Source organism: Vibrio barjaei, assembly GCF_001639065.2.
In the GTDB taxonomy this organism is placed as follows: domain Bacteria; phylum Pseudomonadota; class Gammaproteobacteria; order Enterobacterales; family Vibrionaceae; genus Vibrio; species Vibrio barjaei.
This window is the reverse complement of the sequence record NZ_LQXO02000009.1, coordinates 165,390-190,648: the sequence shown is the minus strand read 5'-3', so window position 1 is coordinate 190,648 and position 25,259 is coordinate 165,390. Positions and strand designations below refer to the sequence as shown.

Sequence of the window (25,259 nt, the reverse complement as noted above, 5' to 3'; positions counted from 1 at the left end):
CTAACTGATAAATCACAGTTATAGTGTTGGGGTTACTGATATATAAGCTCTCCGGAGAACTGGTAGTACATTGATGTCATCCAAAATGTTAAAGGAATACTTTGCGAAGTTAACATCCAATAGCCCCTTCTTTTTTGCTATTTTGGATGACGAACATCATTACTGTATGGTCAACGACCGTTATTGTGATGTGGCAGGGTTAACACACAGCGACTTAGTTGGCATGAATGATTTGCAAATACTAGGTGAGCGTTTTTATAACCAGTTAAAACCCTATTACGATCGAGCGCTACAAGGCGAGTCGATTGAAGCGGAAGTGACACTCGATGAGTCGGATGTGGAATCCAGTCTGCATTTCAGTGTGTCGCCAATCCTCAATGACGGCATCATCGAATACATCGTATTCCATGCCATTGACACATCCGAAAAACAGATCCTAACCCGCTCTCTCGAAGAATCAGAAAGCAAATTCCTTAAACTTTCTCAGCTTATCCCAGATGGATTAATTCTGGTTGAAGACGATTGTATTTTATCGGCCAACCCTGCGTCTGCACGTCTATTTGGTTACGCAAAAAGTACCGATTTACTAGGTGAGTCGTTAAATCGCTTACTAAGTAACGAGAAAAATAACAATCGTGTGCAACTCGATTTAGCCAATATCGTTAACGGCACACCACTGCACTTTTTGACCAGTGAGTACTGCGGAACGCAGCGCCGACTGTCGCTGCATGTCGATGACGCTAATCTGTTTGGCAACAGTGCTCACTTAGTCCTAATTCAAGATATGGACGAAAAGCCAAACCCAGTGGCTCAAAACAGCAATGAAGACGTCAACATTGATACCCTGACGAAGCTGTACAACCGACTAGGTTTCACCCGTTGCTTGGATCATTTTATTCAAGATAAAACTCCGCTCGTCATGCTGTACCTCGACATTGATAACTTTAAGAACATCAATGACTCTTTAGGACACCACATTGGCGACCGAGTGATTCAGGAGGTATCTTCTAGACTGAAGCGTCATCTTCCTCAACAATCGGTATTGGCCCATTTAGGCGGTGATGAGTTTGGAATAATTCTCCCAGAACCCGAAAGCAACAGCACGGTAGAAATGTTGGCTGAGAAAATCATTGGTCTCATCAACCAACCTTTCGATTTACACCACTTCAGCAAACGCCTTGCTTGCTCCATTGGCAGTGTTCATTACCCAAACGATGGAAATGATGCACGTATCCTGCTGCAAAATGCTGATACCGCCATGTATGAGGCCAAAGCCAGAGGTAGGAACCGTCTCGTTAAGTTCAACGACCAAATGAACAAAGAAGCGCGTATGCGTCTTTGGTTAGAAATAGAACTGCAAAAAGCGCTACAACAGAATGGCTTGGAAGTATGGTATCAACCCAAAGTCAATGCTCGTGACTTTAGTATCAACGGTGCAGAAGCGCTAGTTCGATGGAAGCACCCCGTCGAAGGTTATATAAGCCCAGCTTCGTTCATCCCAGTGGCAGAACAAGCAGGACTAATCGAAAGCCTTGGCCGAGTGGTCATGCGTGATGTGTTCAACACCGTCAAACGCTGGAAACTACAAGGTATCTTGCCGGGTCGCGTGGCGATCAACTTGTCTCCAGAACAATTTGGCAACCCTAAGCTTATCGATTATATGGAGCGCTTATTACGCAGCACGGGACTGGATCCTAGCTGTATCACGTTCGAACTCACTGAAAGTGCGGTAATGAGCAACAGTGAACACACATTGCAAATGCTCGATGCCATTAAGAAACTCGGCTTTGCGTTGTCTATTGACGACTTCGGTACAGGGTACTCTTCGCTATCCTACTTAGCGCACTTCCCAATAGATGAACTTAAAATCGACCGCGCCTTTATCATGGACATCGATACACTACCAAAACAGCTCACCGTTATCGAAAACATCATCAACCTCGGTAAATCACTCAATCTCTCTGTGGTCGCCGAAGGTGTGGAGACACGCCATCAAGCGACACTGCTCTCCAATCTTAACTGTAACTCCATACAAGGCTTCCACTTCCACCGACCACAGCCTAAGCACGAAGTCGAAGCACTATTTGCGCAAAACCGTCGTCATCGAAATTGACCGTGTTAACGTTACCTCTTTGGTGTTAATTACGTGTTTATTAAGGTAAACCTGCCTTACATCAAATTCGCTGTTCATAATTGTTCATAAAATGCGGGCTACTGTCAGAAATATGGTAATGAGCATATGGAACTCTTATGCCCAGCAGGGAATTTGCCTGCTCTAAAAACTGCAATTGATTGCGGTGCGGATGCGGTTTACATCGGTTTCAAAGATGATACCAACGCGCGTCATTTCGCTGGTCTGAACTTTACGGGAAAGAAACTCGATCGTGCGGCTCAATATGTTCACGATCGCAATAAAAAGCTACATATCGCGTTGAATACCTTCGCACACCCTAATGGCTTTGAGCGCTGGACCAATGCCGTCGACCAAGCTGCCGATCTTGGTGTCGATGCATTGATTGTCGCCGATATTGCCGTGTTGGACTACGCTGCCAATAAGTATCCTGATCTAGAGTTACACCTCTCAGTACAAGCTTCAGCGACCAATGTGGCTGCTGTAGACTTCTACCATAAAAACTTTAATGTAAAGCGTGTTGTATTGCCTCGAGTGCTATCTATTCATCAGGTAAAGCAACTGTCTAGAAACATTACCTCTGATGTCGAACTTGAAGTCTTCGCGTTCGGCAGTCTTTGTATCATGTCTGAAGGGCGCTGCTATTTATCGTCGTACTTGACTGGTGAATCACCTAATACGGTTGGCGCATGTTCTCCAGCGAAATACGTGCGCTGGCAAGAAACAGAGCAAGGGTTAGAATCTCGTCTCAACGACATTCTTATCGATCGTTACGCTAAGGGCGAAAATGCTGGCTATCCAACACTCTGTAAAGGCCGCTTTGAAGCCGAAATAGAAGGAGAGCGTAAGCGCTACCATGCGCTTGAAGAACCAACCAGTTTGAACACTTTGTCTATGCTTCCTGAACTGTTCGCCGCTAATGTCGCGTCGGTGAAAATTGAAGGACGTCAGCGCAGTCCAGCTTACGTTGAGCAAGTCACTCGAACCTGGCGTGAAGCCATCGATGCATATCAACGTAACCCTGAGAACTATCAAGTGAAACCAACCTGGGATCAAGCCTTGGCAAATGTCTCTGAGGGAACCCAAACCACATTGGGTGCCTACCATAGAAAATGGCAGTAAGGAGCAACTTATGAAATACGCATTAGGCCCATTACTGTACTTTTGGCCAAAGCAAGACGTTGAAAGTTTCTATGAGCAAGCTAAATCGAGCTCCGCAGATATCGTGTATCTTGGAGAAACCGTTTGCTCAAAACGCAGAGAGATGAAACCAACACACTGGTTAGATGTCGCTAAGGAGCTAAATCTAGCAGGCAAGCAGGTCGTTCTGTCAACGATGGCACTGCTAGAAGCACCAAGCGAAGTTAACATCATGAAAAAGTACATCGATAATGGTGACTTTGCTATCGAAGCCAATGATGTCTCAGCGATTCAACTAGCAAGTGAACACAAAGTTCCATTTGTTGTGGGTCCTGCCGTTAATACCTACAATGCCCACACACTGAAGCTATTCGTCAAACAAGGCATGATTCGCTGGTGTATGCCTGTTGAGTTATCACGTGAATGGCTAAGCAACGCTCTAGATCAAGCCGACAGTATTGGTATCCGCGATCAATTTGAGGTAGAAGTCTTTAGTCACGGTTATCTACCGCTAGCCTACTCCGCACGCTGCTTTACTGCTCGCGCAGAGAACCGAGCAAAAGACGATTGCGAAACTTGCTGCATCAAGTATCCAACAGGTCTTCAAGTGGAGAGCCAAGAAGGTCAGTCGGTCTTTAACCTCAATGGTATTCAGACTCAATCTGGTTACCAATACAACTTGATCAATGACCTGAAATCTATGCAAGGTTTGGTAGATGTGGTAAGGCTGAGCCCACTAGGGTTGGATACCTTCGCCGAAGTTGATCGATTTAAAGCGAACGAAGATGGCTCACAACCAGCAAAAATATTGGATAGGCAATGTAACGGCTACTGGCATCAAATCGCCGGGCTCGATATCAAGCAGATTTAATCTCAGACTCGAAATGAAAAAGACCTCACCGATACGCGAGGTCTTTTTGTTAGGCAGTGACCGGCTTTAAAGCCGTTCTATCAAGCTTACTAATGTCACGCCATATCATAACACCGACTACCAAACTGATCGCGATGTTGGAAAGTGGGTACGCCACCCAGATACCATCCACACCCCATAGCTTGGGCATAATGTACAAGAATGGCAACTGAACCAACATATTGCCTAGCGTCACGAATAACGCTTTGCGGCTATGACTGATCGCTTGATAGTACGCGGCAGCCACCACAATAAAGCCATCTAAGAACATTGAGAATAAGTGGAGACGAATCCCGTTTACGGTGTGCTCAATCAACAATGGCTCACTTGAGTTAAAGATTGATACCGTTTGATATGGGAACAGGTTTAACACAGTGACAAAAATAGCACCACCTAATACCGCACTCAAAGTCGCAATATTAAATAGCTTGCGCATATTATCTTGTCTTCTCGCGCCATAGTTATAGCTCAGTAATGGCTGCATAGCATTTGCCAATCCCTCTGCCACAAGATAGTAAAACGCGACGATATAACCCAATATCGCATAGGCCCCCACTAAGGTAACCGAACCATAATCAGCAAACAGTCCATTGTGTAGAGCGACCATAAACGAGCCATAGGCATACATGAAGAAACTCGCCAGACCAATAGAGATGATTGATGGCAGCAAACTAAATTGGAACTTAAGATCGCCTACCGTTAAGCGCATCTTAGCTCTATCTGAAAAGAAGTAGGCAAAACCTAGCAGTGTCACTACCGCTTGAGCAATCGCTGTCGCTAACGCGGCACCACGCAACTCCCAATCAAGAACAGCGATAAACCAATAGTCCAAGGCAATATTAATAATGGCACCTAACACCATCAACATAGTGGCGGTGTTAGGACTATCATCATTACGTAGCAAAAATGGCACTGCTATCGAGCCCAGCGTAAACACACTACCAATAATCAAGATATCCAAGTACTGCATAGCCAGATCATGTACTCGCCCTTCTGCACCTTGAATACTTAGAAATACCCCTGAGTATTGCCACAAAATCACAGCAATAATAGGGCTTAAGGCCACAAGCGCAATTACCCCTGTTGCCAATGCACTTTTTGCGGCAGAAAAATCCCCTTCACCTTGCTTGATAGAGGCTAGCGCGCCCGTACCTACACCGATCATCATACCTAGGCCAAGAATCGTACCGATTATTGGCCACGCGAGGTTAATGCCGGCTAGGCCATCCCCTCCCATATACTGTCCAATGAAGATGCCATCGACCACTTGGTAAAGACCATTAACCAACATGGCCGCAACGGTCGGAATGGCATAGCGCCAGAATTGTTTATAGATTGATTTCTCAGTCATATTATCAAAATAGTTAGTTATCTTAGCTAACTAAATCCTTAAATTTTTATCTCAGTGCTTTGGTCAATAGCGTGTCAAGCATTGCAAATTCTTTATCATCTAAATGTGCTCGTAGTTTATCTGCTACCACACTGTATATCTCAGCTTCCGACATTAGCGGTAATCGTGACCTCTCAGTCAAGGTAACTCGCTTTGAACGCGCGTCTTCGATACATGGCAATCGCTTCACCAAACCTTTACGCTCAAGTCTCTTAACCATATTGGTTGCCGAAGGTTTGGATACCTCTAACTCTTTTGCCAAATCGGTTAATCGAATCGGCTCTGCTGAGGATTGTATTGCCTTTAAATAATCGTATTCATTGAAGCTCAAGTGTCCTAGCGGATCTTCTTTGCTGTAACTACGCCATACTTTCGACGTCAGCCGCTCCATCTTCTCTAAATTAGTTTCTATAGTCATTCATATTAACTATTAATTAGCCTAGCTAACTAGTTTAGCCAAATTAGAACTGGAGTCAATTCATAAAAAAAACACCAGCGCTAAGCTAGTGTTTTAATGGTAATGATGATGAGAAGTTCACATTACTGTGATTCAGTGGCACTCGCTTCTGCTTGCTTAGCTTCTTGCTTCGCCTGCTCCGCTTGCTGTGCTCTCACAATTTCAAAGATTTTTGTTAACTCAAGAAATGCGTACTTATGCTCGGCATAATCGTAGACATTCTGGGCGATGGCCAGTTTATAAAGAGAAACTGCTGCTGGATAATTGCCGTCAATTTGATGACGCTTCGCTAAGTAGAAATAGACCTCGGTGAGTCTTTCCGCCAACACGTTATTGTCTCTGCTGCTGGTAAGAATCGCTTTAAACGCCTGCTCTTCAGAAACTTTATCTAACATCAGCGCAACTAGAATCCAGCCCCAATCATTATTACGTGCTTGGTAGCGCTTCTCTAGTGCAATAGCTGCATCCAGTGGACCTGCCTCACGAGAAATGATGTAGAGCCAAAGTGCACGATACGGATCGGCAGGGTTCTCTTGGTAATAACGCGTCATACCCTCAATCGCTAATGGGATACGATCACCATAGTAAAGCGCAATAGAACGGTTTCTTAACGCATAAGAGTTTGAAGGGTCAAGCTCTAAACTCGAATCGAAGGCTTCATACGCAGAGTCAAAATCGCCAATTTGGGTAAAGTACTGCCCCACTTGGTTAAAAACGACAGGTTGCGCAGGGTTAAGTTGTAATGACTGATTGAAGTCTAACTGAGCCAAGTCACGTAATCCGAGACTGTTGTAATAGGAGCCTCGCTCGAAGTGCATTTTTGCTCTGACGTCATTCTCAAGGTCACTGCGCTGCAGAAGCTGTGTCAATCGGGCGACTTGAACTTCGTATTGAACATTTGCCTGTAATGGCACAGCCATTGGTGGGTTCAACCATTGTTCATCTTGTGTTGACGAGTTGGTAGCACAACCAGTCACTGCCACCACTAAGCTTAATCCTAAGATTCGAAACAACTTCACTATATCATTCTCCTTGTACCCACTATGGCGTCGCTATTATTGGCAACATTTAAAGTATCGTTATAGTTGCACAGCGTAATGCGTAGTAGCGGGAATTATCCTTCGCGCATTAAAAAAGGGGGCTATTGCCCCCTCTTTATAGCACGCTTTTTAACGTAATGGTCTAGAAAAGCGAATTATTCTGCGTCAGACGCTGAATTTTCATCCGCTGCTGGAGCTTTCGCTTCAGGCTTTTCCATTGCTTCTTTCATGCTTAGACGTACACGACCTTGGCGGTCAATTTCAAGCACTTTAACTTGAACTTCTTGACCTTCTTTCAGGTAGTCAGTCACTTTCTCAACACGCTCGTGAGCGATTTGAGAGATGTGTACTAGACCATCTTTACCTGGAAGAACCGTTACGAATGCACCGAAGTCTGCTAGACGAGCAACTTTACCCGTGTAGATCTTACCAACTTCAACTTCTGCAGTGATCGCTTCGATACGAGCGATTGCATCTTTAGCTTGGTCACCGTCAGTTGCTGCGATCTTGATAGTACCATCATCTTCGATCTCGATAGTGGTACCCGTTTCTTCAGTTAGCTGACGGATAACTGCGCCACCTTTACCGATAACGTCTTTGATCTTGTCTGCGCTGATCTTCATTGTGTGGATACGTGGAGCAAACTCAGAGATATCTTCACGAGCACCAGAGATAGCTTCATCCATTACAGATAGGATGTGCTTACGTGCACCTTGCGCTTGGTTAAGAGCAATTTGCATGATCTCTTTAGTGATACCTTCGATCTTAATGTCCATTTGAAGTGCAGTGATACCAGTGTTAGTACCTGCCACCTTAAAGTCCATGTCACCTAGGTGGTCTTCATCACCCAGGATGTCAGAAAGAACAACGAAGTCGTCGCCTTCTTTAACTAGACCCATTGCGATACCCGCAACAGAAGACTTGATTGGAACACCAGCATCCATAAGTGCTAGAGACGTACCACATACAGAAGCCATTGAAGATGAACCGTTAGATTCAGTGATTTCCGATACAACACGTACTGTGTATGGGAATTCTTCAACAGAAGGCATTACTGCTGCGATACCGCGCTTAGCCAGTTTACCGTGACCGATTTCACGACGCTTTGGAGAACCTACAAAACCAGTTTCGCCAACACAGTATGGAGGGAAGTTGTAGTGTAGTAGGAAGTGATCTTTACGCTCACCTGTTAGCTCATCAATGATTTGAGCATCACGCTGCGTACCAAGAGTCGCAGTTACGATTGCCTGAGTTTCACCGCGAGTGAACAGTGAAGAACCGTGAGTACGTGGAAGAACGCCAGTGCGCACGTCTAGTGCACGAACCATGTCTTTTTCACGGCCATCGATACGTGGGTTACCCGCGATGATGCTACGACGTACAACCGTCTTCTCTAGGTCGTGGAAAATAGTGTGGATTTCTTTGGTGTTCGCTTCTGGATCTTCAGCAAGTAGTACTTCATTTACTTCTGCTGCAATCGCGTGGATGCGATCGTAACGAGCCATCTTTTCAGTGATTTGGTACGCTTCAACAAGCTTAGCTTCTGCTAGTTCAGCGATGCGGTTGTTAAGAGTCGTGTTCTCTTCTGGAGCAACCCAGTCCCAAGCTGGAGTAGCAACTTCAGCTGCAAACTCGTTGATTGCTTTGATAACAACTTGCTGTTGGTCGTGGCCGTAAACCACTGCTGATAGCATCTCTTCTTCTGTTAGGTTGTCTGCTTCAGACTCAACCATAAGAACAGCGCCTTCAGTACCTGCAACTACTAGGTCTAGTTTAGAGTTTTCTAGCTCAGTGTTGCTTGGGTTTAGAACTAGTTGACCGTCAATATGACCAACACGTGCTGCACCGATAGGACCGTTGAACGGAATACCAGAGATAGCAAGAGCAGCTGAAGTACCGATCATTGTTACCATGTCTGGTTGAACGTTCGGGTTTACAGACATTACTGTCGCGATTACCTGAACTTCGTTTTTGAATGCGTCTGGGAAAAGAGGACGAATTGGACGGTCGATTAGACGTGCAGTCAATGTTTCGCCTTCAGAAGGACGACCTTCACGCTTGAAGAAACCACCTGGGATTTTACCTGCCGCGTAAGTACGCTCTTGGTAGTTTACTGTTAGCGGGAAGAAGTCTTGACCTTCTACTGCTTCTTTCTTACCAACAACAGAAACGAATACTGACGTATCGTCCATTGTTACCATTACAGCTGCAGTAGCTTGACGTGCGATAACGCCAGTTTCTAGCGTCACAGTGTGGTTGCCGTATTGGAACGACTTAACAACTGGTTTTTCGAACATTGTATTTCCTTTTTTCTGGAATCATTCCAGATCATTGATTGTGCGCTCAATGCATTACAAATCGCGACTAGTTCAAACAAACTTCACTTGAAAAAGTAAGTGTGCTTGGAATAGTCGCGACCCTGAGGTCGACTAAATGGACTGTAACGTACTGAGCAAATTGTGACTAAACGTGCTTGCTCTTCACAACTCAGTTTAGACGGGACGTAGTATAAACTACTTAGTGGAAGTTTTGCTATTAACTAAGAAATTTAGCTAACAAAAAAGGGGCATATAGCCCCTTTTAACAAACTTTCTATGCAGACGCTGATTAGCGACGTAGGCCTAGACGTTTGATTAGGTCTTGGTAGCGAGCTAGGTTTTTACCTTTTAGGTAATCTAGAAGCTTACGACGACGAGAAACCATACGTAGAAGACCACGACGGCTGTGGTGATCGCCTTTGTGTGCTTTGAAGTGACCTTGTAGGTGGTTGATAGAAGCTGTAAGTAGAGCTACTTGAACTTCTGGTGAACCAGTGTCGCCTTCGCCTTGTGCGTATTCTGCAACGATTGCTGCTTTAGTTTCTGCATTCAGAGACATAATTCTCTCCTAATAAGAGTAAGTTTAAAATTTGTAGCAGCCAATCTCTGATTCAGCCGCTACGCGAAGCGCGAATTATAGGGAATAATTCTAGCTAGAGCAAGGAGTATTCGTCGCTCTATTGAGCACTTTCTTCCTCACGGAAAACAACGAGTCGCTTAGGTGCTAGTTTGCCATCATCATTCATGGCACCAACGCCAATAAACAAACGATCTTCACCCATGGTCATGCGCACAGGTGCATCAACTGGTAAACCAGGAACCTGCACCGGCTGACCATGCTGGAGCAGGTCACCCAGCTCTGGCAATACATTCACTTCTTCAAGGTCTTGTACTGCGCTGTCCATTGGCATCAGTAATGGGTCAAGCAGCTCGCGCGGTTGACGCTCTTCGCGTTTTGCCTGTTCGAACAGCTCGTTAAGCTGTTCAAGAGTAACCATGTTCTCATACGGGTACTTAGCAACAGCAGTACGACGTAGCATAGTCACGTGTGCACCACAGCCCAGCATTTCCCCTAAATCGTCGACGATAGTACGAATGTAGGTGCCTTTTGAGCAATGTACTTCCATCTCAACTTCATCACCTTCAAAGCGATGTAAGACGATTTCATACACGGTAATTTTACGTGCTTCACGCGGCACTTCGATACCTTGGCGAGCGTACTCATAGAGAGGCTTACCTTGATACTTCAGCGCAGAGAACATCGACGGAACTTGATCAGACTCACCACGGAACTTGTCGATGCACTCATCAAGAAGCTCTGGCGTTACATTGATATCTCGAGTTTCAACCACTTCACCGTCTGAGTCAGAGGTGTTGGTACGCTCACCAAGCTTAGCAATTACGCGGTAGCGCTTGTCTGAATCTAAGAGGAACTGAGAAAACTTAGTTGCTTCACCTAAGCAAATTGGCAACATGCCTGTTGCTAGTGGGTCAAGTGCACCTGTGTGCCCTGCTTTCTCAGCAAAGTAGATACGCTTTACTTTTTGCAGCGCATCATTTGATGAAATACCGGTAGGTTTATCTAAGAGGATAACGCCGTTGACTGGACGTCCCTTGCGACGTCTAGCCATTACTGCTCTTCTCCCTCAGCGCCGTTTTCTTCGCTGCGACCTGCTTCGTTTTGCTTACGCTTGTCTTCGCTAACCACTTCGCTAACAAGGTTAGACATACGCATACCTTCAACAAGCGTGTTGTCGTATTGGAAGCGGACTTCTGGGGTTAGACGCAAGCGAATGCGCTTACCTAGCATCATACGAATGTGAGCTTCGTGTTCACGAAGTGCAGCGATGCTAGATTCAGGGGTTTGCTCACCTACACATAGGAAAGTAACGAATACTTTTGCGTATGCTAGGTCACGAGAGACTTCTACGTCTGAAATCGTCACCATACCTAGGCGAGAATCACGAACTTCGCGTTGAAGGATAAGAGCAAGCTCTTTTTGTAGTTGCTGCGCAACACGTTGTGTGCGGCTAAATTCTTTTGACATTTCTTTTCTCACTATAGAAAGAATGGGGGGATGGTATTAACCAGCCCCCCATGGCGTATTCAACAACCATCAATACTCAAGTTAAAAGCTGAGTAGCAATTTTGTCAATTAGTCTAGAGTACGTTTAATTTCAACGATTTCGAATACTTCGATTTGGTCGCCAACGCGAACATCGTTGTAGTTTTTAACGCCGATACCACACTCGTAACCGTTCTTAACTTCTTGAACGTCATCTTTGAAGCGGCGTAGGGATTCTAGCTCACCTTCGTAGATTACAACGTTATCACGCAGTACGCGGATTGGGTTGTTACGCTTGATAGTACCCTCTGTCACCATACAACCTGCGATAGCGCCAAGTTTTGGAGACTTAAATACATCACGTACTTCTGCAAGGCCGATGATTTCTTGCTTGAATTCAGGAGCAAGCATACCGCCCATTGCTTGTTTCACTTCGTCAATCAATTGGTAGATGATTGAGTAGTAGCGAAGGTCTAGGTTTTCAGTCTCAACAGCACGGCGAGCAGATGCATCTGCACGTACGTTAAAGCCTAGGATGATAGCGTTAGATGCTGCTGCAAGTACTGCATCAGTTTCTGTAATACCACCAACACCAGAACCTACAATGTTTACTTTAACTTCGTCAGTAGACAGTTTCAGTAGCGAGTCTGCGATTGCTTCTACAGAACCTTGAACGTCTGCTTTCAGTACTACGTTAAGCTCAGCAACGTCACCAGCTGTCATGTTAGAGAACATGTTTTCTAGTTTCGCTTTTTGCTGACGCGCAAGTTTCACGTCACGGAATTTACCTTGACGGTAGTTTGCTACTTCACGAGCTTTACGCTCATCACGTACTACAGTCGCTTCATCACCTGATGATGGCACACCAGACAGACCTAGGATTTCTACAGGAATAGAAGGACCAGCTTCTGTAACTTCTTTACCTAGTTCATCACGCATTGCACGTACACGGCCGTATTCTTGACCACATAGTACGATGTCGCCCTTGCGTAGAGTACCTGATTGAACAAGTACGGTAGCAACTGGACCACGGCCTTTATCTAGGAATGACTCAACAACCACACCCGATGCCATGCCGTCAGCAACGGCTGTTAGTTCTAGTACTTCAGATTGAAGCAGGATAGCTTCTAGAAGACCGTCAATGTTAGTACCTTGTTTCGCAGAGATGTGAACGAACATGTTCTCACCGCCCCACTCTTCAGGAATAACATCGTACTGTGCCAGCTCGTTCTTAACGTTATCTGGGTTCGCGTCTTCTTTATCGATCTTGTTTACCGCAACGATTAGAGGTACACCGGCCGCTTTAGCGTGCTGGATAGCTTCAACCGTTTGTGGCATTACGCCATCGTCCGCAGCAACAACAAGAACAACGATATCCGTAGCTTGAGCACCACGAGCACGCATAGCAGTAAACGCCGCGTGTCCTGGAGTATCAAGGAAGGTGATCATACCGTTTTCAGTTTCAACGTGGTATGCACCGATGTGCTGTGTAATACCACCCGCTTCGCCAGAAGCAACGTGTGTACGACGAATGTAGTCAAGTGTTGAAGTCTTACCGTGGTCAACGTGACCCATGATAGTAACAACTGGAGCACGAGATACCGCGTCAGAAGTAGCATCACGGTCAGACAGTACAGCTTCTTCCAGCTCGTTCTCTTTACGAAGAACAACTTTGTGGCCCATTTCTTCTGCAACAAGAGCTGCAGTTTCTTGGTCAATAACTTGGTTAATTGTCGCCATAGCACCCATTTTCATCATTACTTTGATGACTTCAGTGCCTTTTACTGACATTTTCTGAGCAAGCTCAGAAACTACAATCGTCTCACCAATTACAACGTCTTGCTTAGCAACAGTTGCTGTCTTGTCGAAACCATGCTGCATAGAAGTTGGTTTAGCCAACTTACCTTTTTTACCACGCTGGTTACGACCACCGCGACCACCGCGTGAATCATCACGCTCTTGTGCAGATTTTTTCTTACGACGACGAGGTGCTTTTTCTTCGCTGCGGTCTTGAGCATCTTCTGCTTCACGAGCATAAGTTGAAGTCGTCGTGTGGTAGTCAGCTTTCTCGCTGTCTTTTGACTTCTTCTCTTCCTCAGACCAACGAGCTGCGTTTTCTTCAGCCAGTTTACGAGCTTCTTCTGCTAGACGAGCCGCTTCAGCTTCTGCCTTACGTTGCGCCTCTTCTTCTTGACGGCGCTTCAGCTCGTCCGCTTCTTTCTTCGCTTCAGCATTCTTTGCGTTCATTTGTTTCTTAGCCTTTTCCGCTTCGTCGCGCTTTTCTGCTGTTGAGTCTACGTCGCGTTTGTCATCCGCTTCACGTTTCGCTTTTTCCTCAGCTAAACGTTTTTCTTCGGCTTCTTGCTTCGCTTTCTCTTCAGCTTCGCGCTGTGCTTTTTCTGCAGCTTCACGTTTGGCTAGCTCTTCGGCTTCACGTTGTGCACGCTCTTCCGCCTCACGATTTGCTGCTTCCTCAGCTTCACGTTTTGCTTGCTCGTCGATCGCACTGCGTTTGACATAAGTGCGCTTCTTACGCACTTCTACCTGTACATCTTTGCTTTTACCGCCACCTGCAGAAACAGATAGTGTGCTACGTGTCTTACGTTGAAGTGTAAGACGTGTAGGTTCAGCATCACCCGATGTATCACCATGTTCTTTTTTCAAGTGAGTAAGAAGCGTTTGCTTCTCTTCATCATTCACCTGATCGCTCTCTGATTTGTTAAGACCAGCATCAGCAAGTTGTTCAATTAGGCGATCCACTGGCGTACCAATTTCTTCGCTAAGTGCTTTAACCGTAAGTTTTGTCATGCAACTACCTCCTTGCTGATTATTATTCTTCGTCGCCGAACCAACAGATATTACGTGCAGCCATAATTAGCTCGCCTGCGCGCTCTTCTGTAAGCCCTTCAATACCCTCTAACTCATCTACACCTTGGTCTGCAAGATCTTCAAGAGTAGCTACACCTTTGGCAGCTAGTTTAAATGCCATTTCACGCTCAAGACCTTCAAGTGCTAGTAGATCTTCTGCTGGCTCAACACCTTCAAATGACTCTTCTTGAGCAAGTGCAAGTGTAGTTAGGGCATCTTTAGCACGGCTACGAAGTTCTTCTACAAGCTCTTCGTTTAAGCCGTCGATTTCTAGAAGCTCATTTACTGGCACGTACGCCACTTCTTCTAGAGTTGAGAAGCCTTCTTCAACCAACATTTCCGCAAAGTCCTGCTCGATATCGAGGTGCTTCATAAAGTTTTCGATAGAAGCAACTGCTTCTTCTTGGTGTTTCTTCTGTAGGTCTGCAACCGTCATTACGTTCAGTTCCCAACCCGTTAGTTGAGAAGCTAGACGTACGTTTTGACCACTACGACCGATAGCTTGTGCTAGGTTATCGGCTTCAACAGCGATATCCATAGAATGCGCATCTTCGTCAACGATGATAGAAGCCACATCAGCTGGCGCCATCGCATTGATAACAAACTGAGCAGGGTTATCGTCCCAAAGCACGATATCAATACGCTCGCCACCTAGTTCACCAGATACAGCTTGAACACGCGCACCACGCATACCAACACACGCACCTACTGGGTCGATACGACGATCGTTAGTTTTCACAGCGATCTTAGCGCGAGAACCTGGATCACGAGCTGCACCTTTTAGTTCAATTAGCTCTTCTGCAATTTCCGGCACTTCAACACGGAATAACTCTGCTAGCATTTCTGGCTTAGAGCGAGTAATGAATAGCTGGAAGCCACGAGCTTCTGGAGCCACTTTGTACAGAAGACCACGTACGCGGTCGCCTGGACGGAAGTTTTCACGTGGTAGCTGATCATCACGAAGAATAACCGCTTCAGCGTTATTACCAAGGTCTAGAATGATAGTGTCGCGGTTAACTTTCTTAACCACACCAGTTACTAGATCGCCTTCGTTATCAATAAACTGCTCAACAATTTGTGCACGCTCAGCTTCACGTACTTTTTGTACGATGACTTGTTTTGCTGTTTGAGTCGTAATGCGGTCAAATGTTACCGAGTCAATCTCTTCCTCAACAAAGTCACCAATTTGAACAGACTCGTCATCATATTGAGCCGCTTCGATTGAGATTTCTTTTGTCGGGAATTCAACTTCTTCTACTGCCATCCAACGACGGAATGTTTCGAATTCGCCCGTTTTACGGTCAATAGCTACACGTACATCAATTTCGATTTCGTGTTTCTTTTTAGTTGATGTCGCTAGTGCAATTTCTAGCGCTTCAAAAATACGCTCACGAGGAACAGCTTTCTCGTTAGAAACTGCTTCTACTACCGCTAAAATTTCTTTACTCATTTATCTAGCCTCTAAGCTTTTATTATTAGGGACCTAAAATTTAGGGATCAGGTTAGCTTTAGAAATGTTACTTAGTGCCATTTCTTCTTCGTTGCCGTCAACAATGATTGTGACAGTCTCGCCTTCAATAGATTGGATTGTACCTTTCCACTTACGACGGTTACCCACAGCCATTTTTAAGACGATGCTGACCTCGTGACCAATAAATTGTTCGTAGTGTGCTGCTTTGAAAAGTGGTCTTTCTAAGCCTGGTGAAGACACCTCTAGGTTATAAGCCACCGTAATTGGGTCTTCAACATCCATTACTGCACTTACTTGATGACTTACTTCTGCGCAAGCATCAACAGTAATACCATCTTCATGGTCGATATAGATACGAAGGGTAGAATGCTCACCAGCACGGATGAACTCTAAACCAACAAGCTCGTAGCCAAGTGCCTCAACAGGCGCTTCGAGCAATTCTGTAAGTTGTCTTTCTAAACCAGTCATTTAACCACTCCAGAAACAAAAAAAGGGCATATAGCCCAATTTAAATTCCAAGCATTTATTCAAGCATTTTCAAAAAGCTCAAATAACAAAAAACCCCGAAAGTCGGGGTTTTTTGTTGCTGGACCCTGATCACTAAGAAAAAGTAACACTCTAATGATATTAGTTAGTGTTTTCTTAGTGTGCAGTGATTTTTTCACACTGCTAAACTTGCAATCCATCAACACTTAGAAAGTATTGGTTGCGGGGGCCGGATTTGAACCGACGACCTTCGGGTTATGAGCCCGACGAGCTACCAAGCTGCTCCACCCCGCGTCCGACTTGCTGAGCATTATACGCTCACCAAACTGTATTACAAGTTTATAAATAATGGTGCCGAGAGAGGGACTCGAACCCTCACACCAAAGGCACTAGCACCTCATGCTAGCGTGTCTACCAATTTCACCATCTCGGCATTTAAGCTAATCGTCTAGCAAATAACGACTAACTTATTGAGGGATTTCATCACTGCTTTTAGCAGGAACATCACTCACTGTATCAACTTGCTGTTCAACAACTTGACCTTGAGAAGGGTCAACCCATTGAGACTCACCTTTGTGAGTGTACATGTTGCCAAGTACTAAGCTGATAACAAAAAATACGATTGCAAAAATTGCAGTCATTCGGGTTAGGAAATTTCCTGAGCCACTAGCACCAAACACAGTGTTTGACGCGCCAGCACCGAATGAGGCTCCCATATCTGCGCCTTTACCTTGTTGAATTAACACTAGGCCAATAACACCAAGCGCAGCCAACAGGTAAATCACAAGTAGAACTTGAATCATTTGTCCACCTATGTTCCAAATTGTTGAGCCAGCGCTGCTTCCATTGCTACATGCATTGAAAACCTGGCTATGACCTCCTAAGAGAAGGCGGTGGCAATACTAGCGAATGCCGCACTGACTGACAAGAGAAAAATGACAAAAATCTTTCGCCGAGCCGTTAACCGCTCAAAAAAAAGGCGAAAGCTCAATTATCGTAAAGAAGAAGCGGTTAATCATATAGAAAACAAACAAGAACCAAAAGCAATTTTTGGTTCTTGTTAAATACAATAGCCCGCGAAGGTTAGCAGTTTTCTTTTACAATATCGGCAATGTACTGAGCTGAGTCGTTAACCAAAGTTTCATCCTCACCTTCAACCATAACTCGCAACAGCGGTTCAGTACCTGATTTACGCAGAAGCACTCGACCTTTATCACCTAGATCTGCTTCTGCTTTCTTCACTGCAGCAATAACAGCATCCGCTTCCAATGGGTTTTCATCACCACTAAAGCGAACATTAATCAGTACTTGAGGATAAAGCGTCATGCCACTTGCTAGTTCATTGAGTGACATTTTCGCACCAACGATAGAAGCCAGTACTTGCAGTGCCGCAACAATCGCATCACCAGTGGTGACTTTATCAAGAAGAATAACGTGCCCAGAGTTTTCAGCACCAATACGCCAACCTTTCTCTAACAGTTGCTCCATTACGTAACGGTCACCAACTGCTGCGCGAACAAAAGGAATTCCTAACTGCTTAAGGCCGTTTTCCATCCCTAAGTTGGTCATCAATGTACCAACAACACCGCCTTTTAGTTCACCGCGGCGCAGTGCATCACGAGCAATAATATAAGCGATTTGGTCGCCATCAACTTTGTTGCCTAGGTGGTCAACCATAATAATGCGGTCACCATCACCATCAAACGCTAAGCCTATATCTGCTTGTTCAGCGACCACTCGAGCTTGTAAAGAACGTACATCCGTTGCGCCTACTTCGTGGTTGATGTTCGTCCCATCTGGCTCAACACCCATTGTGATGATATCAGCACCTAATTCGGCAAACACAGACGGTGCAATTTTGTACGTCGCACCATGAGCACAATCTAGAACAATTTTTAATCCCGCTAGGCTCAGATCATGTGGGAAAGTACTTTTACAAAATTCAATGTAACGACCAGCTGCATCATTTAAACGGCTTGCTTTACCCAATTCAGCAGATTCAACACATTCAATATCTTTGTCGAGCTCTTCTTCAATGGCCAATTCAATCGCGTCCGGCAGTTTCGTGCCTTCCGAAGAGAAAAACTTAATACCGTTGTCGTAATATGGGTTGTGTGACGCGGAAATAACGATACCAGCCTCGGCACGAAACGTCTGAGTAAGGTAAGCAACGGCTGGTGTTGGCAATGGGCCGGTGAAAATAGCTTTTAGACCTGCCGCAGAAAGACCAGCTTCCAACGCAGATTCCAGCATGTAGCCAGAGATACGAGTATCCTTACCGATGATAACCTTTTTAGTGCCTTGCTTTGCAAGCACTCGGCCAGCAGCCCAACCTAGTTTCAGTACAAAGTCTGGTGTGATCGGAAATTGACCGACCTTTCCACGAATACCATCAGTACCAAAATAGCGTCGTTGTGACATAGTATTTCCCTAATTTTATTTTTATATATTTGATTGCATCATCTGAACAATTTTCATCGCTTCGATGGTTTCTTCTGCATCGTGCACACGAATAATTTGGGCACCTTTAGCTGCGGCAAGCGTCGCGCAAGCTAAGCTCCCAGCAAGACAATCTGCTGGCGCTTTATCAAGTAATTTAAAGATCATCGACTTTCTCGACATCCCCGCCAGTATTGGCAGACCAAACTGGTGAAATTTCTCCAGATGAGCCAGAAGGTGATAATTATGCTCTAGCGTTTTACCAAAACCAAATCCAGGGTCAAGAATCAATTGTTCTTTTTTAATTCCTACTTCCTCACAGGCCTTAACGCGTTGCTCTAGAAACTCAGCCACATCTGCAAGTAAATCATCATAAGTTGGATTCGTTTGCATGGTCCTAGGCTGACCTTGCATATGCATCAAGCAAATCGGAACACCAGAATTAGCGGCGACTTGGAGTGCTCCGGGCTCTTGTAGTGCTCGAACATCATTGATGATATCCGCACCCGCTTCAATTGCCTTTTGCATCACTTCAGCTTTACTGGTGTCAATTGAGATCCAGACATCGTAGCGTTCACGAATCGCCTGGATAATCGGAATTACGCGTGATAATTCTTCCTCGAGTGTCACGTCTGGCGCACCAGGACGTGTTGACTCGCCACCGATATCAATGATCGATACACCCGCTTGAATCATAGATTTAACCTGAGTCAGAGCTGCATCGATAGAATTGAATTTTCCGCCGTCAGAAAACGAGTCAGGGGTAACATTAACGATACCCATGACATGTGGGCGATCCAAAGGGAGGGATTTATTGTTTGCTTTTAGAATCATAGTTGCCATAAACAAGAAAAGCCCCGAGCAAGACTCGGGGCTTATTTATTAATGTTTATTCTGAATCTTTTTTCGTTGGTTCAGAATCTACCTTTTCAGCCTTCGCGTCAGTATCTACAGCAGGTGCAGACTCCTCTACTTTGGGCTCAACCTGTTGCGGCTTGGCTTCCGCTTTTGGCTCTGGAGCACTTTCCTGCTGAGACTTAACTTGGTCACCCCAACCTGCCGGCTCACGAATATCGTCTTTTCGTTCCATCAAGTCATCAATTTGACCTGCGTCGATGGTTTCGTACTTGACCAACGCATCTTTCATCGTGTGCATGATATCCATGTTGTCTTCTAGGATTTTTCTCGCACGGTCATAGTTGCGGTCAATAATGAGACGAACTTCTTCATCGATTAGTTTCGCAGTTTCACCAGAAATATGCTTAGTCTGAGTAACGCTGCGACCAAGGAATACCTCACCTTCGTCTTCTGCATATAGCAACGGACCCAATTTCTCAGAAAAGCCCCACTGCGTTACCATCTTACGAGCAATATCAGTTGCACGTTCGATATCATTCGAAGCACCAGTCGACACTTTGTCTTTACCATAGATAAGCTCTTCAGCAAGACGGCCACCATAGAGGCTAGAAATCATAGACTCTAAGTGTTGGCGCGACATGCTCACACGATCTTGCTCAGGTAAGTACATAGTCACACCCAGTGCACGACCACGTGGAATGATGGAGACCTTATACACTGGATCGTGTTCAGGAACCAAACGACCAACTATCGCGTGACCCGCTTCGTGGTATGCCGTCGATTCTTTGGTTTCTTCCGAAAGAACCATAGAACGTCGTTCTGCACCCATCATGATCTTATCTTTCGCAAGTTCGAACTCAACCATAGATACATTGCGCTTATTACCGCGCGCAGCAAATAGTGCTGCTTCGTTAACTAGGTTAGCGAGATCTGCACCTGAGAAACCTGGAGTACCACGTGCTATCAAAGATGGCTCTACGTCTGACGCTAGAGGTACTTTACGCATGTGAACTTTCAGAATCTGCTCGCGACCACGAACATCCGGTAGACCAACCACAACTTGGCGGTCGAAACGACCAGGACGAAGTAGTGCAGGGTCGAGAACGTCAGGACGGTTAGTTGCTGCGATAACAATGATACCTTCGTTACCTTCAAAGCCATCCATTTCTACAAGCATTTGGTTCAATGTTTGTTCACGTTCATCGTGACCGCCACCAACACCAGCGCCACGCTGACGACCTACCGCATCGATCTCATCGATGAAGATAATACAAGGTGCTGCTTTCTTCGCTTGCTCGAACATGTCACGTACACGAGATGCACCGACACCAACGAACATTTCAACGAAATCTGAACCAGAGATAGTGAAGAACGGTACTTTTGCTTCACCAGCGATAGCTTTAGCAAGCAACGTTTTACCAGTACCTGGAGGACCAACCATTAGAACACCAGTTGGGATCTTACCACCCAATTTCTGGAAACGGCTTGGATCACGTAGGTAATCTACTAGCTCTTTTACGTCTTCTTTTGCTTCATCACAACCTGCAACATCAGCAAATGTGGTTTTGATCTGCTCTTCACTCATCATACGAGCTTTGCTCTTACCAAACGACATGGCACCTTTACCACCGCCGCCTTGCATTTGACGCATGAAGAAAATCCAAACACCAATAAGAAGAATCATTGGGAACCATGAGATAAAGATAGTGCCCAGTAGGCTTTGTTCTTCTGGTGGTGTCCCTGAAACTTTTACGTTTTGGTTAATTAGGTCATCAAGTAGCTTTTGATCATAAACTGGCATGTAAGTCACAAAGCGACTGCCACCGCCACGGCGAGTAAAGGTTATCTCGCTGTCTTTAAATTGAGCTTCTTGAATCTGGCCATTGCCAACTTCCTGTACGAACGTGGTGTAATCTACCGCTCGACCGTTGCTTTCGCCTGGTCCAAAGCTTTGGAATACCGACATCAACACAACGGCGATGACTAACCACAAAATTAAATTCTTTGCCATGTCACTCAAGGTGTCAGCCTCTCGATAACTAATTGTAATTAAAGGTAGGGTACTACAGTTTTTCGGCTGTAGCTACATTGTTAATTTTGTCTTTGTAAACTAATGTTCAGCCTTTGAAACCATTAGCTACAATAAACACCTCACGAGAGCGAGCTCTAGATGAGTCTGGTTTGCGAATCTTCACTACTTTGAAGGCATCACGCACCTGTTTGACATATTCATCAAATCCTTCACCTTGGAACACTTTCACTACGAAACTGCCGCCCGGCGCCAAAGTTTGATGACACATATCTAATGCTAGTTCAACAAGATACATTGCTCTAGGCTGATCGACAGATAAGTTACCTGCCATGTTAGGAGCCATATCAGACATTACTACGTCGACCATATCCGGTTGGATTCTTTCGAGTAGTGCATTTAGAACCGCTTCTTCTCGGAAGTCCCCTTGAAGAAAGCTTACACCTGATATTGGATCCATCGGTAATAAATCACAAGCAATTACCTGTCCTTCATCACCTAAAACCTTTGCGGCGTATTGAGACCAGCCACCAGGAGCAGCGCCTAAGTCAACGACTGTCATCCCAGGTTTCAGCAACTTATCTTTATTTTGAATCTCTTCAATCTTAAAGATAGCACGAGAGCGGTAACCTTTTCTTCTGGCTTCATTCGCATATTTATCATCAAAATGCTCTTTCAACCAACGACCAGAACTGGCCGAATGTTTTTGCTTACTCATTCAAATTCCAACTCAATAAGGGCACGCCCTCAGAATAAAGTATAGTCTTCGTCATTAGATGGCGTTAAAATACGACTTTTCAACCCTAATAGTAAATAAATTTGGCCGCGTTATGAACCTAAGCACCAAACAAAAGCAGCACCTAAAAGGCCTAGCACACGCACTTAAACCTGTCGTGCTTCTAGGCGCAAATGGACTAACAGAGGCTGTTCTAGCGGAAGTAGAAATCGCTCTTGACCACCACGAACTGATTAAAGTGAAAGTGGCATCAGAAGACCGTGAAACTAAGCTACTGATTATCGACGCTATTGTGCGCGAAACTAAAGCTGAAAAAGTTCAGGTTATCGGTAAGACGCTTGTTCTTTACCGTCAGTCAGAGCAAAAGAAAATCGAACTGCCACGCAAATAATTTGCTCACCGTTTGATTTGATTGAAACATTTTGTTTCAAAGTGGAAAAGGTCGCAACAGCGGCCTTTTCATTTTTCTTACATCCTGAACACATACCTCATCAACAAAAAAAGCCGCCATTGGCGACTTTTTCTCAGTGAAATCAGCTTAGATATAAGCAACTTTATCGATTTCAAAATCTTTTTGACCGCCTGGAGTCACGATGGTCACTTCATCGCCTTCCATTTTGCCAATCAGTCCACGTGCAATTGGAGAACTCACTGAAATACGGCCTGACTTGATATCGGCTTCGTCATCACCAACGATTTGGTAAGTCTGTTCAGCGTCAGTATCGATATCAATCAAAGTCACTGTAGAGCCAAAGATAATCTTGCCAGAGTTGTCTAGCTTAGTCACATCGATAACTTGAGCTACAGAGAGTTTATATTCAATATCACGAATTTGAGCTTCACAGATGCCTTGCTCTTCACGCGCTGCATGGTACTCAGCATTTTCTTTTAGGTCACCTAGCTCACGAGCTTCAGCGATAGCTTCAGAAATTTGTGGGCGAAGCTTAAGTAGACGATCTAAATCTTCACGTAGCTGTTGTTCGCCACGTACTGTCATTGGAACCTTTTCCATTTTAACAACCTCTTTTCCAAAGCGGACTTTGGACAATAAAACCCTACTCAAGCGAGCCTGAGTACAATTTAAAAAATAACTGGATTAAGCCTAGTGTAATCAAAGTGCGTATACAAATCACTGAAATTCACACATTCGTTTATTGATGCTAGAAACAATCAATCATCTTAAGATTCACAATTGCGACGACTATCTGTGTGTTTCGAAGTGAACACTGGCTCTATTCTGCCTTAAGTTCGAAAGCTTACTGGTCAGCAAGACAATATAGCTTAGGTCTCTTAGCATAAGCAAGGTCAACTCAACTAAGTTGAGACTTATATTGTCAACAAATGCATATCGTATTTCACTGTCTATCATGAGATAAAAACTTCATAGATTTCTTTGATAATTTATCACTTTATCTCGACTTAATAGGTTGTTAGCCTACATTAAAACTAAGCCCACCTTAACGAACCGACTTATGAAATCCAAATGCTTGCTCACTGCATTAATGATGCTACCTTTTTCCTCTTTCGCTACTGGAGTCGACGCGACTCATTACTTGCCAGACGGTAGCCGCAACGCATTACTCTTAGCGCCATTGCATTCACCAACAGAAGCGCTCATCTCACTAGATGCCAACCAGTTTTTTCCTCCCGCTAGCACGCTTAAAGTGGTCACTGCGCTCGCGGCAAAGCTCGCGCTACCCAATGATTTTCGTTTTGAAACGGTACTATCACACTCTAAAAACACCTTGATTATTCGCTATACAGGCGATCCAACTTTTAGCCGCGAAGCGCTAAGAACGATGCTAAAAGAAGCTAAATCAAGTGTCGGCAACAACATCGATACGATATGGCTCGATGATACTGTGTTCAGCGGATACGAAAGAGCTGTCGGATGGCCGTGGGACATTCTCGGTGTCTGCTATAGCGCCCCATCTTCAGCGATTACCTTAGATGGTAACTGTGTCCAAGGTGCCCTTTATACCAATAAAAATGGCACTACGCGGGTAAATGTTCCTGCTCACCAGCCTATTACTGTCTCTACTTCTGCCGTTAGTCTTTCTAAACAAGCTCAAGAACAAGCTCACTGCGACCTCGAACTTCAATTTGATGGACAAAACCACTACTCAATTGATGGTTGTGTGGTCAATAGAAGCTCCCCCTTACCACTTAAATTTGCTGTCGCCTCACCCAATTTATTTACCTCAGAAGTTATCAAAGCAGAGCTCAAGCGTTTAGGAATGAATCTTAAAGGTGAGATAAAGATAGGTAACCCTGACATAGCGAATGAGCAGCCACTATTTATCCAACGCTCAAAACCTCTTCCTGAGTTATTGGCCGTGATGCTTCAAGACTCCAATAACCTCTATGCCGACAATATCACCAAAACACTCGGCGCTCGCTATTACGGTCAAGCAGGTTCATTTAATAACGGAACAGCCGCAATTAAAGAGATTTTGCAGACTAAAGCCGGTATCGACATTCAATCTGCCGTGCTTGAAGATGGCTCTGGGCTTTCACGCAATAATCGTCTTACTGCCAACCAAATGCAGCAAGTATTGCGCTATATCTATGACCATGACAGTACATTAAAGCTCATCAAGCTCATGCCGGTTTCCGGCAACAATGGCACATTGAAATATCGCTCTAGTATGAGAAAAGCTCCTATCAAAGGCGCACTTATCGCCAAAAGTGGGTCGCTATTCGGAACTTACAACATGATGGGATATGGCCTTGATGATAAGGGGAAACCAGAGAGTCTGTTCGTGCAGTTTGTCACCGACTATCACCCTCAAAAGCCGAAAACGAAAACTCCCACTATTTCACCATTAACACAGTTTGAGCAGAGCTACTATCGTCAAGTAGTAGACTATAGTTACTCTTTGGGACGTTCAAAAAACAAAGCGCAGCCCTAGCTGCGCTTT

General features: G+C 44.9%; 21 protein-coding genes and 2 tRNA genes. 5 read left to right on the top strand and 18 right to left on the bottom strand.

Annotated elements, in window-relative coordinates:
- Positions 1–73: 73 nt before the first annotated feature.
- From AWH66_RS05430 to AWH66_RS05420, 3 genes are all read left to right on the top strand, one after another.
- Positions 74–2,113 carry a sensor domain-containing protein gene (locus AWH66_RS05430; RefSeq protein WP_063606002.1) on the top strand — a complete coding sequence of 680 codons (2,040 nt, stop codon included), beginning with the start codon at positions 74–76 and terminating at the stop codon, positions 2,111–2,113.
- Positions 2,114–2,239: 126 nt separating this feature from the next.
- Entirely contained in the window at positions 2,240–3,253 is a 1,014-nt protein-coding gene (gene ubiU, locus AWH66_RS05425; RefSeq protein ID WP_063606001.1) for a ubiquinone anaerobic biosynthesis protein UbiU, read from the top strand.
- Between the two features lie 10 nt (positions 3,254–3,263).
- Positions 3,264–4,142 carry a U32 family peptidase gene (locus AWH66_RS05420; RefSeq protein WP_063606000.1) on the top strand — a complete coding sequence of 293 codons (879 nt, stop codon included), beginning with the start codon at positions 3,264–3,266 and terminating at the stop codon, positions 4,140–4,142.
- A 49-nt stretch (positions 4,143–4,191) separates the two neighbouring features.
- Here AWH66_RS05420 and AWH66_RS05415 read toward each other — a convergent pair whose 3' ends face one another.
- The 17 genes from AWH66_RS05415 to rlmE all read right to left on the bottom strand — a co-directional run bounded on the left by AWH66_RS05415 (position 4,192) and on the right by rlmE (position 22,320).
- Positions 4,192–5,532 (bottom strand): MATE family efflux transporter, encoded by a 1,341-nt coding sequence (locus AWH66_RS05415; protein WP_063605999.1) that lies wholly within the window; start codon positions 5,530–5,532, stop codon positions 4,192–4,194.
- A gap of 46 nt (positions 5,533–5,578) precedes the next feature.
- The gene (locus tag AWH66_RS05410) at positions 5,579–5,989 is read right to left on the bottom strand and encodes a MarR family winged helix-turn-helix transcriptional regulator (protein WP_063605998.1); all 411 of its coding nucleotides are present in this window, start codon (positions 5,987–5,989) and stop codon (positions 5,579–5,581) included.
- Between the two features lie 122 nt (positions 5,990–6,111).
- Complete coding sequence (gene nlpI, locus AWH66_RS05405; RefSeq protein ID WP_063605997.1) at positions 6,112–7,047, bottom strand: lipoprotein NlpI; 936 nt, start codon at positions 7,045–7,047, stop codon at positions 6,112–6,114.
- Positions 7,048–7,223: 176 nt separating this feature from the next.
- Entirely contained in the window at positions 7,224–9,365 is a 2,142-nt protein-coding gene (pnp, locus tag AWH66_RS05400) for a polyribonucleotide nucleotidyltransferase (RefSeq protein WP_063605996.1), read from the bottom strand.
- A gap of 310 nt (positions 9,366–9,675) precedes the next feature.
- Positions 9,676–9,945, bottom strand: a complete 270-nt coding sequence (gene rpsO, locus AWH66_RS05395; protein WP_005380094.1) for a 30S ribosomal protein S15 — start codon at positions 9,943–9,945, stop codon at positions 9,676–9,678.
- 118 nt (positions 9,946–10,063) lie between these two features.
- Positions 10,064–11,017 (bottom strand): tRNA pseudouridine(55) synthase TruB, encoded by a 954-nt coding sequence (gene truB / locus AWH66_RS05390; protein WP_063605995.1) that lies wholly within the window; start codon positions 11,015–11,017, stop codon positions 10,064–10,066.
- A complete protein-coding gene (rbfA, locus tag AWH66_RS05385) occupies positions 11,017–11,433 on the bottom strand; it encodes a 30S ribosome-binding factor RbfA (RefSeq protein WP_042496581.1) in 417 nt (138 codons plus the stop codon). Before rbfA ends, truB begins: the two co-directional genes overlap by 1 nt.
- 108 nt (positions 11,434–11,541) lie before the next feature.
- A complete protein-coding gene (gene infB, locus AWH66_RS05380) occupies positions 11,542–14,259 on the bottom strand; it encodes a translation initiation factor IF-2 (RefSeq protein ID WP_063605994.1) in 2,718 nt (905 codons plus the stop codon).
- Positions 14,260–14,281: 22 nt separating this feature from the next.
- Positions 14,282–15,769, bottom strand: a complete 1,488-nt coding sequence (gene nusA / locus AWH66_RS05375; protein ID WP_063605993.1) for a transcription termination factor NusA — start codon at positions 15,767–15,769, stop codon at positions 14,282–14,284.
- Positions 15,770–15,802: 33 nt separating this feature from the next.
- Positions 15,803–16,258 carry a ribosome maturation factor RimP gene (gene rimP, locus AWH66_RS05370; protein WP_006072042.1) on the bottom strand — a complete coding sequence of 152 codons (456 nt, stop codon included), beginning with the start codon at positions 16,256–16,258 and terminating at the stop codon, positions 15,803–15,805.
- Between the two features lie 235 nt (positions 16,259–16,493).
- Positions 16,494–16,570 (bottom strand) — tRNA-Met (locus AWH66_RS05365).
- A gap of 55 nt (positions 16,571–16,625) precedes the next feature.
- Positions 16,626–16,709: transfer RNA gene (locus AWH66_RS05360), tRNA-Leu, on the bottom strand.
- A 34-nt stretch (positions 16,710–16,743) separates the two neighbouring features.
- The gene (secG, locus tag AWH66_RS05355; RefSeq protein ID WP_063605992.1) at positions 16,744–17,079 is read right to left on the bottom strand and encodes a preprotein translocase subunit SecG; all 336 of its coding nucleotides are present in this window, start codon (positions 17,077–17,079) and stop codon (positions 16,744–16,746) included.
- A gap of 280 nt (positions 17,080–17,359) precedes the next feature.
- Positions 17,360–18,697, bottom strand: a complete 1,338-nt coding sequence (glmM, locus tag AWH66_RS05350) for a phosphoglucosamine mutase (protein WP_063605991.1) — start codon at positions 18,695–18,697, stop codon at positions 17,360–17,362.
- 21 nt (positions 18,698–18,718) lie between these two features.
- The gene (folP, locus tag AWH66_RS05345) at positions 18,719–19,549 is read right to left on the bottom strand and encodes a dihydropteroate synthase (RefSeq protein ID WP_063605990.1); all 831 of its coding nucleotides are present in this window, start codon (positions 19,547–19,549) and stop codon (positions 18,719–18,721) included.
- 55 nt (positions 19,550–19,604) lie between these two features.
- Positions 19,605–21,584: an ATP-dependent zinc metalloprotease FtsH gene (gene ftsH / locus AWH66_RS05340; protein WP_063605989.1), complete on the bottom strand. Its 1,980-nt coding sequence runs from the start codon at positions 21,582–21,584 to the stop codon at positions 19,605–19,607.
- A 106-nt stretch (positions 21,585–21,690) separates the two neighbouring features.
- Complete coding sequence (rlmE, locus tag AWH66_RS05335) at positions 21,691–22,320, bottom strand: 23S rRNA (uridine(2552)-2'-O)-methyltransferase RlmE (protein WP_038225504.1); 630 nt, start codon at positions 22,318–22,320, stop codon at positions 21,691–21,693.
- 112 nt (positions 22,321–22,432) lie between these two features.
- Here rlmE and yhbY point away from each other — a divergent pair, with 112 nt between their 5' ends.
- Positions 22,433–22,729: a ribosome assembly RNA-binding protein YhbY gene (yhbY, locus tag AWH66_RS05330; RefSeq protein WP_038225582.1), complete on the top strand. Its 297-nt coding sequence runs from the start codon at positions 22,433–22,435 to the stop codon at positions 22,727–22,729.
- Between the two features lie 147 nt (positions 22,730–22,876).
- Here yhbY and greA read toward each other — a convergent pair whose 3' ends face one another.
- Positions 22,877–23,350: a transcription elongation factor GreA gene (greA, locus tag AWH66_RS05325; RefSeq protein WP_038225505.1), complete on the bottom strand. Its 474-nt coding sequence runs from the start codon at positions 23,348–23,350 to the stop codon at positions 22,877–22,879.
- A 460-nt stretch (positions 23,351–23,810) separates the two neighbouring features.
- On the opposite strand from greA, the gene dacB reads away from it, so the two are divergent.
- Positions 23,811–25,250: a serine-type D-Ala-D-Ala carboxypeptidase gene (dacB, locus tag AWH66_RS05320; protein ID WP_083399957.1), complete on the top strand. Its 1,440-nt coding sequence runs from the start codon at positions 23,811–23,813 to the stop codon at positions 25,248–25,250.
- The last annotated feature ends 9 nt before the right edge of the window (positions 25,251–25,259 follow it).

What these genes read in the sequence shown, in the direction of transcription:
- AWH66_RS05430 (WP_063606002.1), top strand. Translation starts at nt 74, where the DNA reads ATGTCATCCAAAATGTTAAAGGAATACTTTGCGAAGTTAACATCCAAT.
- ubiU (WP_063606001.1), top strand. Translation starts at nt 2,240, where the DNA reads ATGGAACTCTTATGCCCAGCAGGGAATTTGCCTGCTCTAAAAACTGCA.
- AWH66_RS05420 (WP_063606000.1), top strand. Translation starts at nt 3,264, where the DNA reads ATGAAATACGCATTAGGCCCATTACTGTACTTTTGGCCAAAGCAAGAC.
- AWH66_RS05415 (WP_063605999.1), bottom strand. Translation starts at nt 5,532, where the DNA reads ATGACTGAGAAATCAATCTATAAACAATTCTGGCGCTATGCCATTCCG.
- AWH66_RS05410 (WP_063605998.1), bottom strand. Translation starts at nt 5,989, where the DNA reads ATGACTATAGAAACTAATTTAGAGAAGATGGAGCGGCTGACGTCGAAA.
- pnp (WP_063605996.1), bottom strand. Translation starts at nt 9,365, where the DNA reads ATGTTCGAAAAACCAGTTGTTAAGTCGTTCCAATACGGCAACCACACT.
- rpsO (WP_005380094.1), bottom strand. Translation starts at nt 9,945, where the DNA reads ATGTCTCTGAATGCAGAAACTAAAGCAGCAATCGTTGCAGAATACGCA.
- truB (WP_063605995.1), bottom strand. Translation starts at nt 11,017, where the DNA reads ATGGCTAGACGTCGCAAGGGACGTCCAGTCAACGGCGTTATCCTCTTA.
- rbfA (WP_042496581.1), bottom strand. Translation starts at nt 11,433, where the DNA reads ATGTCAAAAGAATTTAGCCGCACACAACGTGTTGCGCAGCAACTACAA.
- infB (WP_063605994.1), bottom strand. Translation starts at nt 14,259, where the DNA reads ATGACAAAACTTACGGTTAAAGCACTTAGCGAAGAAATTGGTACGCCA.
- nusA (WP_063605993.1), bottom strand. Translation starts at nt 15,769, where the DNA reads ATGAGTAAAGAAATTTTAGCGGTAGTAGAAGCAGTTTCTAACGAGAAA.
- rimP (WP_006072042.1), bottom strand. Translation starts at nt 16,258, where the DNA reads ATGACTGGTTTAGAAAGACAACTTACAGAATTGCTCGAAGCGCCTGTT.
- secG (WP_063605992.1), bottom strand. Translation starts at nt 17,079, where the DNA reads ATGATTCAAGTTCTACTTGTGATTTACCTGTTGGCTGCGCTTGGTGTT.
- glmM (WP_063605991.1), bottom strand. Translation starts at nt 18,697, where the DNA reads ATGTCACAACGACGCTATTTTGGTACTGATGGTATTCGTGGAAAGGTC.
- folP (WP_063605990.1), bottom strand. Translation starts at nt 19,549, where the DNA reads ATGATTCTAAAAGCAAACAATAAATCCCTCCCTTTGGATCGCCCACAT.
- ftsH (WP_063605989.1), bottom strand. Translation starts at nt 21,584, where the DNA reads ATGGCAAAGAATTTAATTTTGTGGTTAGTCATCGCCGTTGTGTTGATG.
- rlmE (WP_038225504.1), bottom strand. Translation starts at nt 22,320, where the DNA reads ATGAGTAAGCAAAAACATTCGGCCAGTTCTGGTCGTTGGTTGAAAGAG.
- yhbY (WP_038225582.1), top strand. Translation starts at nt 22,433, where the DNA reads ATGAACCTAAGCACCAAACAAAAGCAGCACCTAAAAGGCCTAGCACAC.
- greA (WP_038225505.1), bottom strand. Translation starts at nt 23,350, where the DNA reads ATGGAAAAGGTTCCAATGACAGTACGTGGCGAACAACAGCTACGTGAA.
- dacB (WP_083399957.1), top strand. Translation starts at nt 23,811, where the DNA reads ATGAAATCCAAATGCTTGCTCACTGCATTAATGATGCTACCTTTTTCC.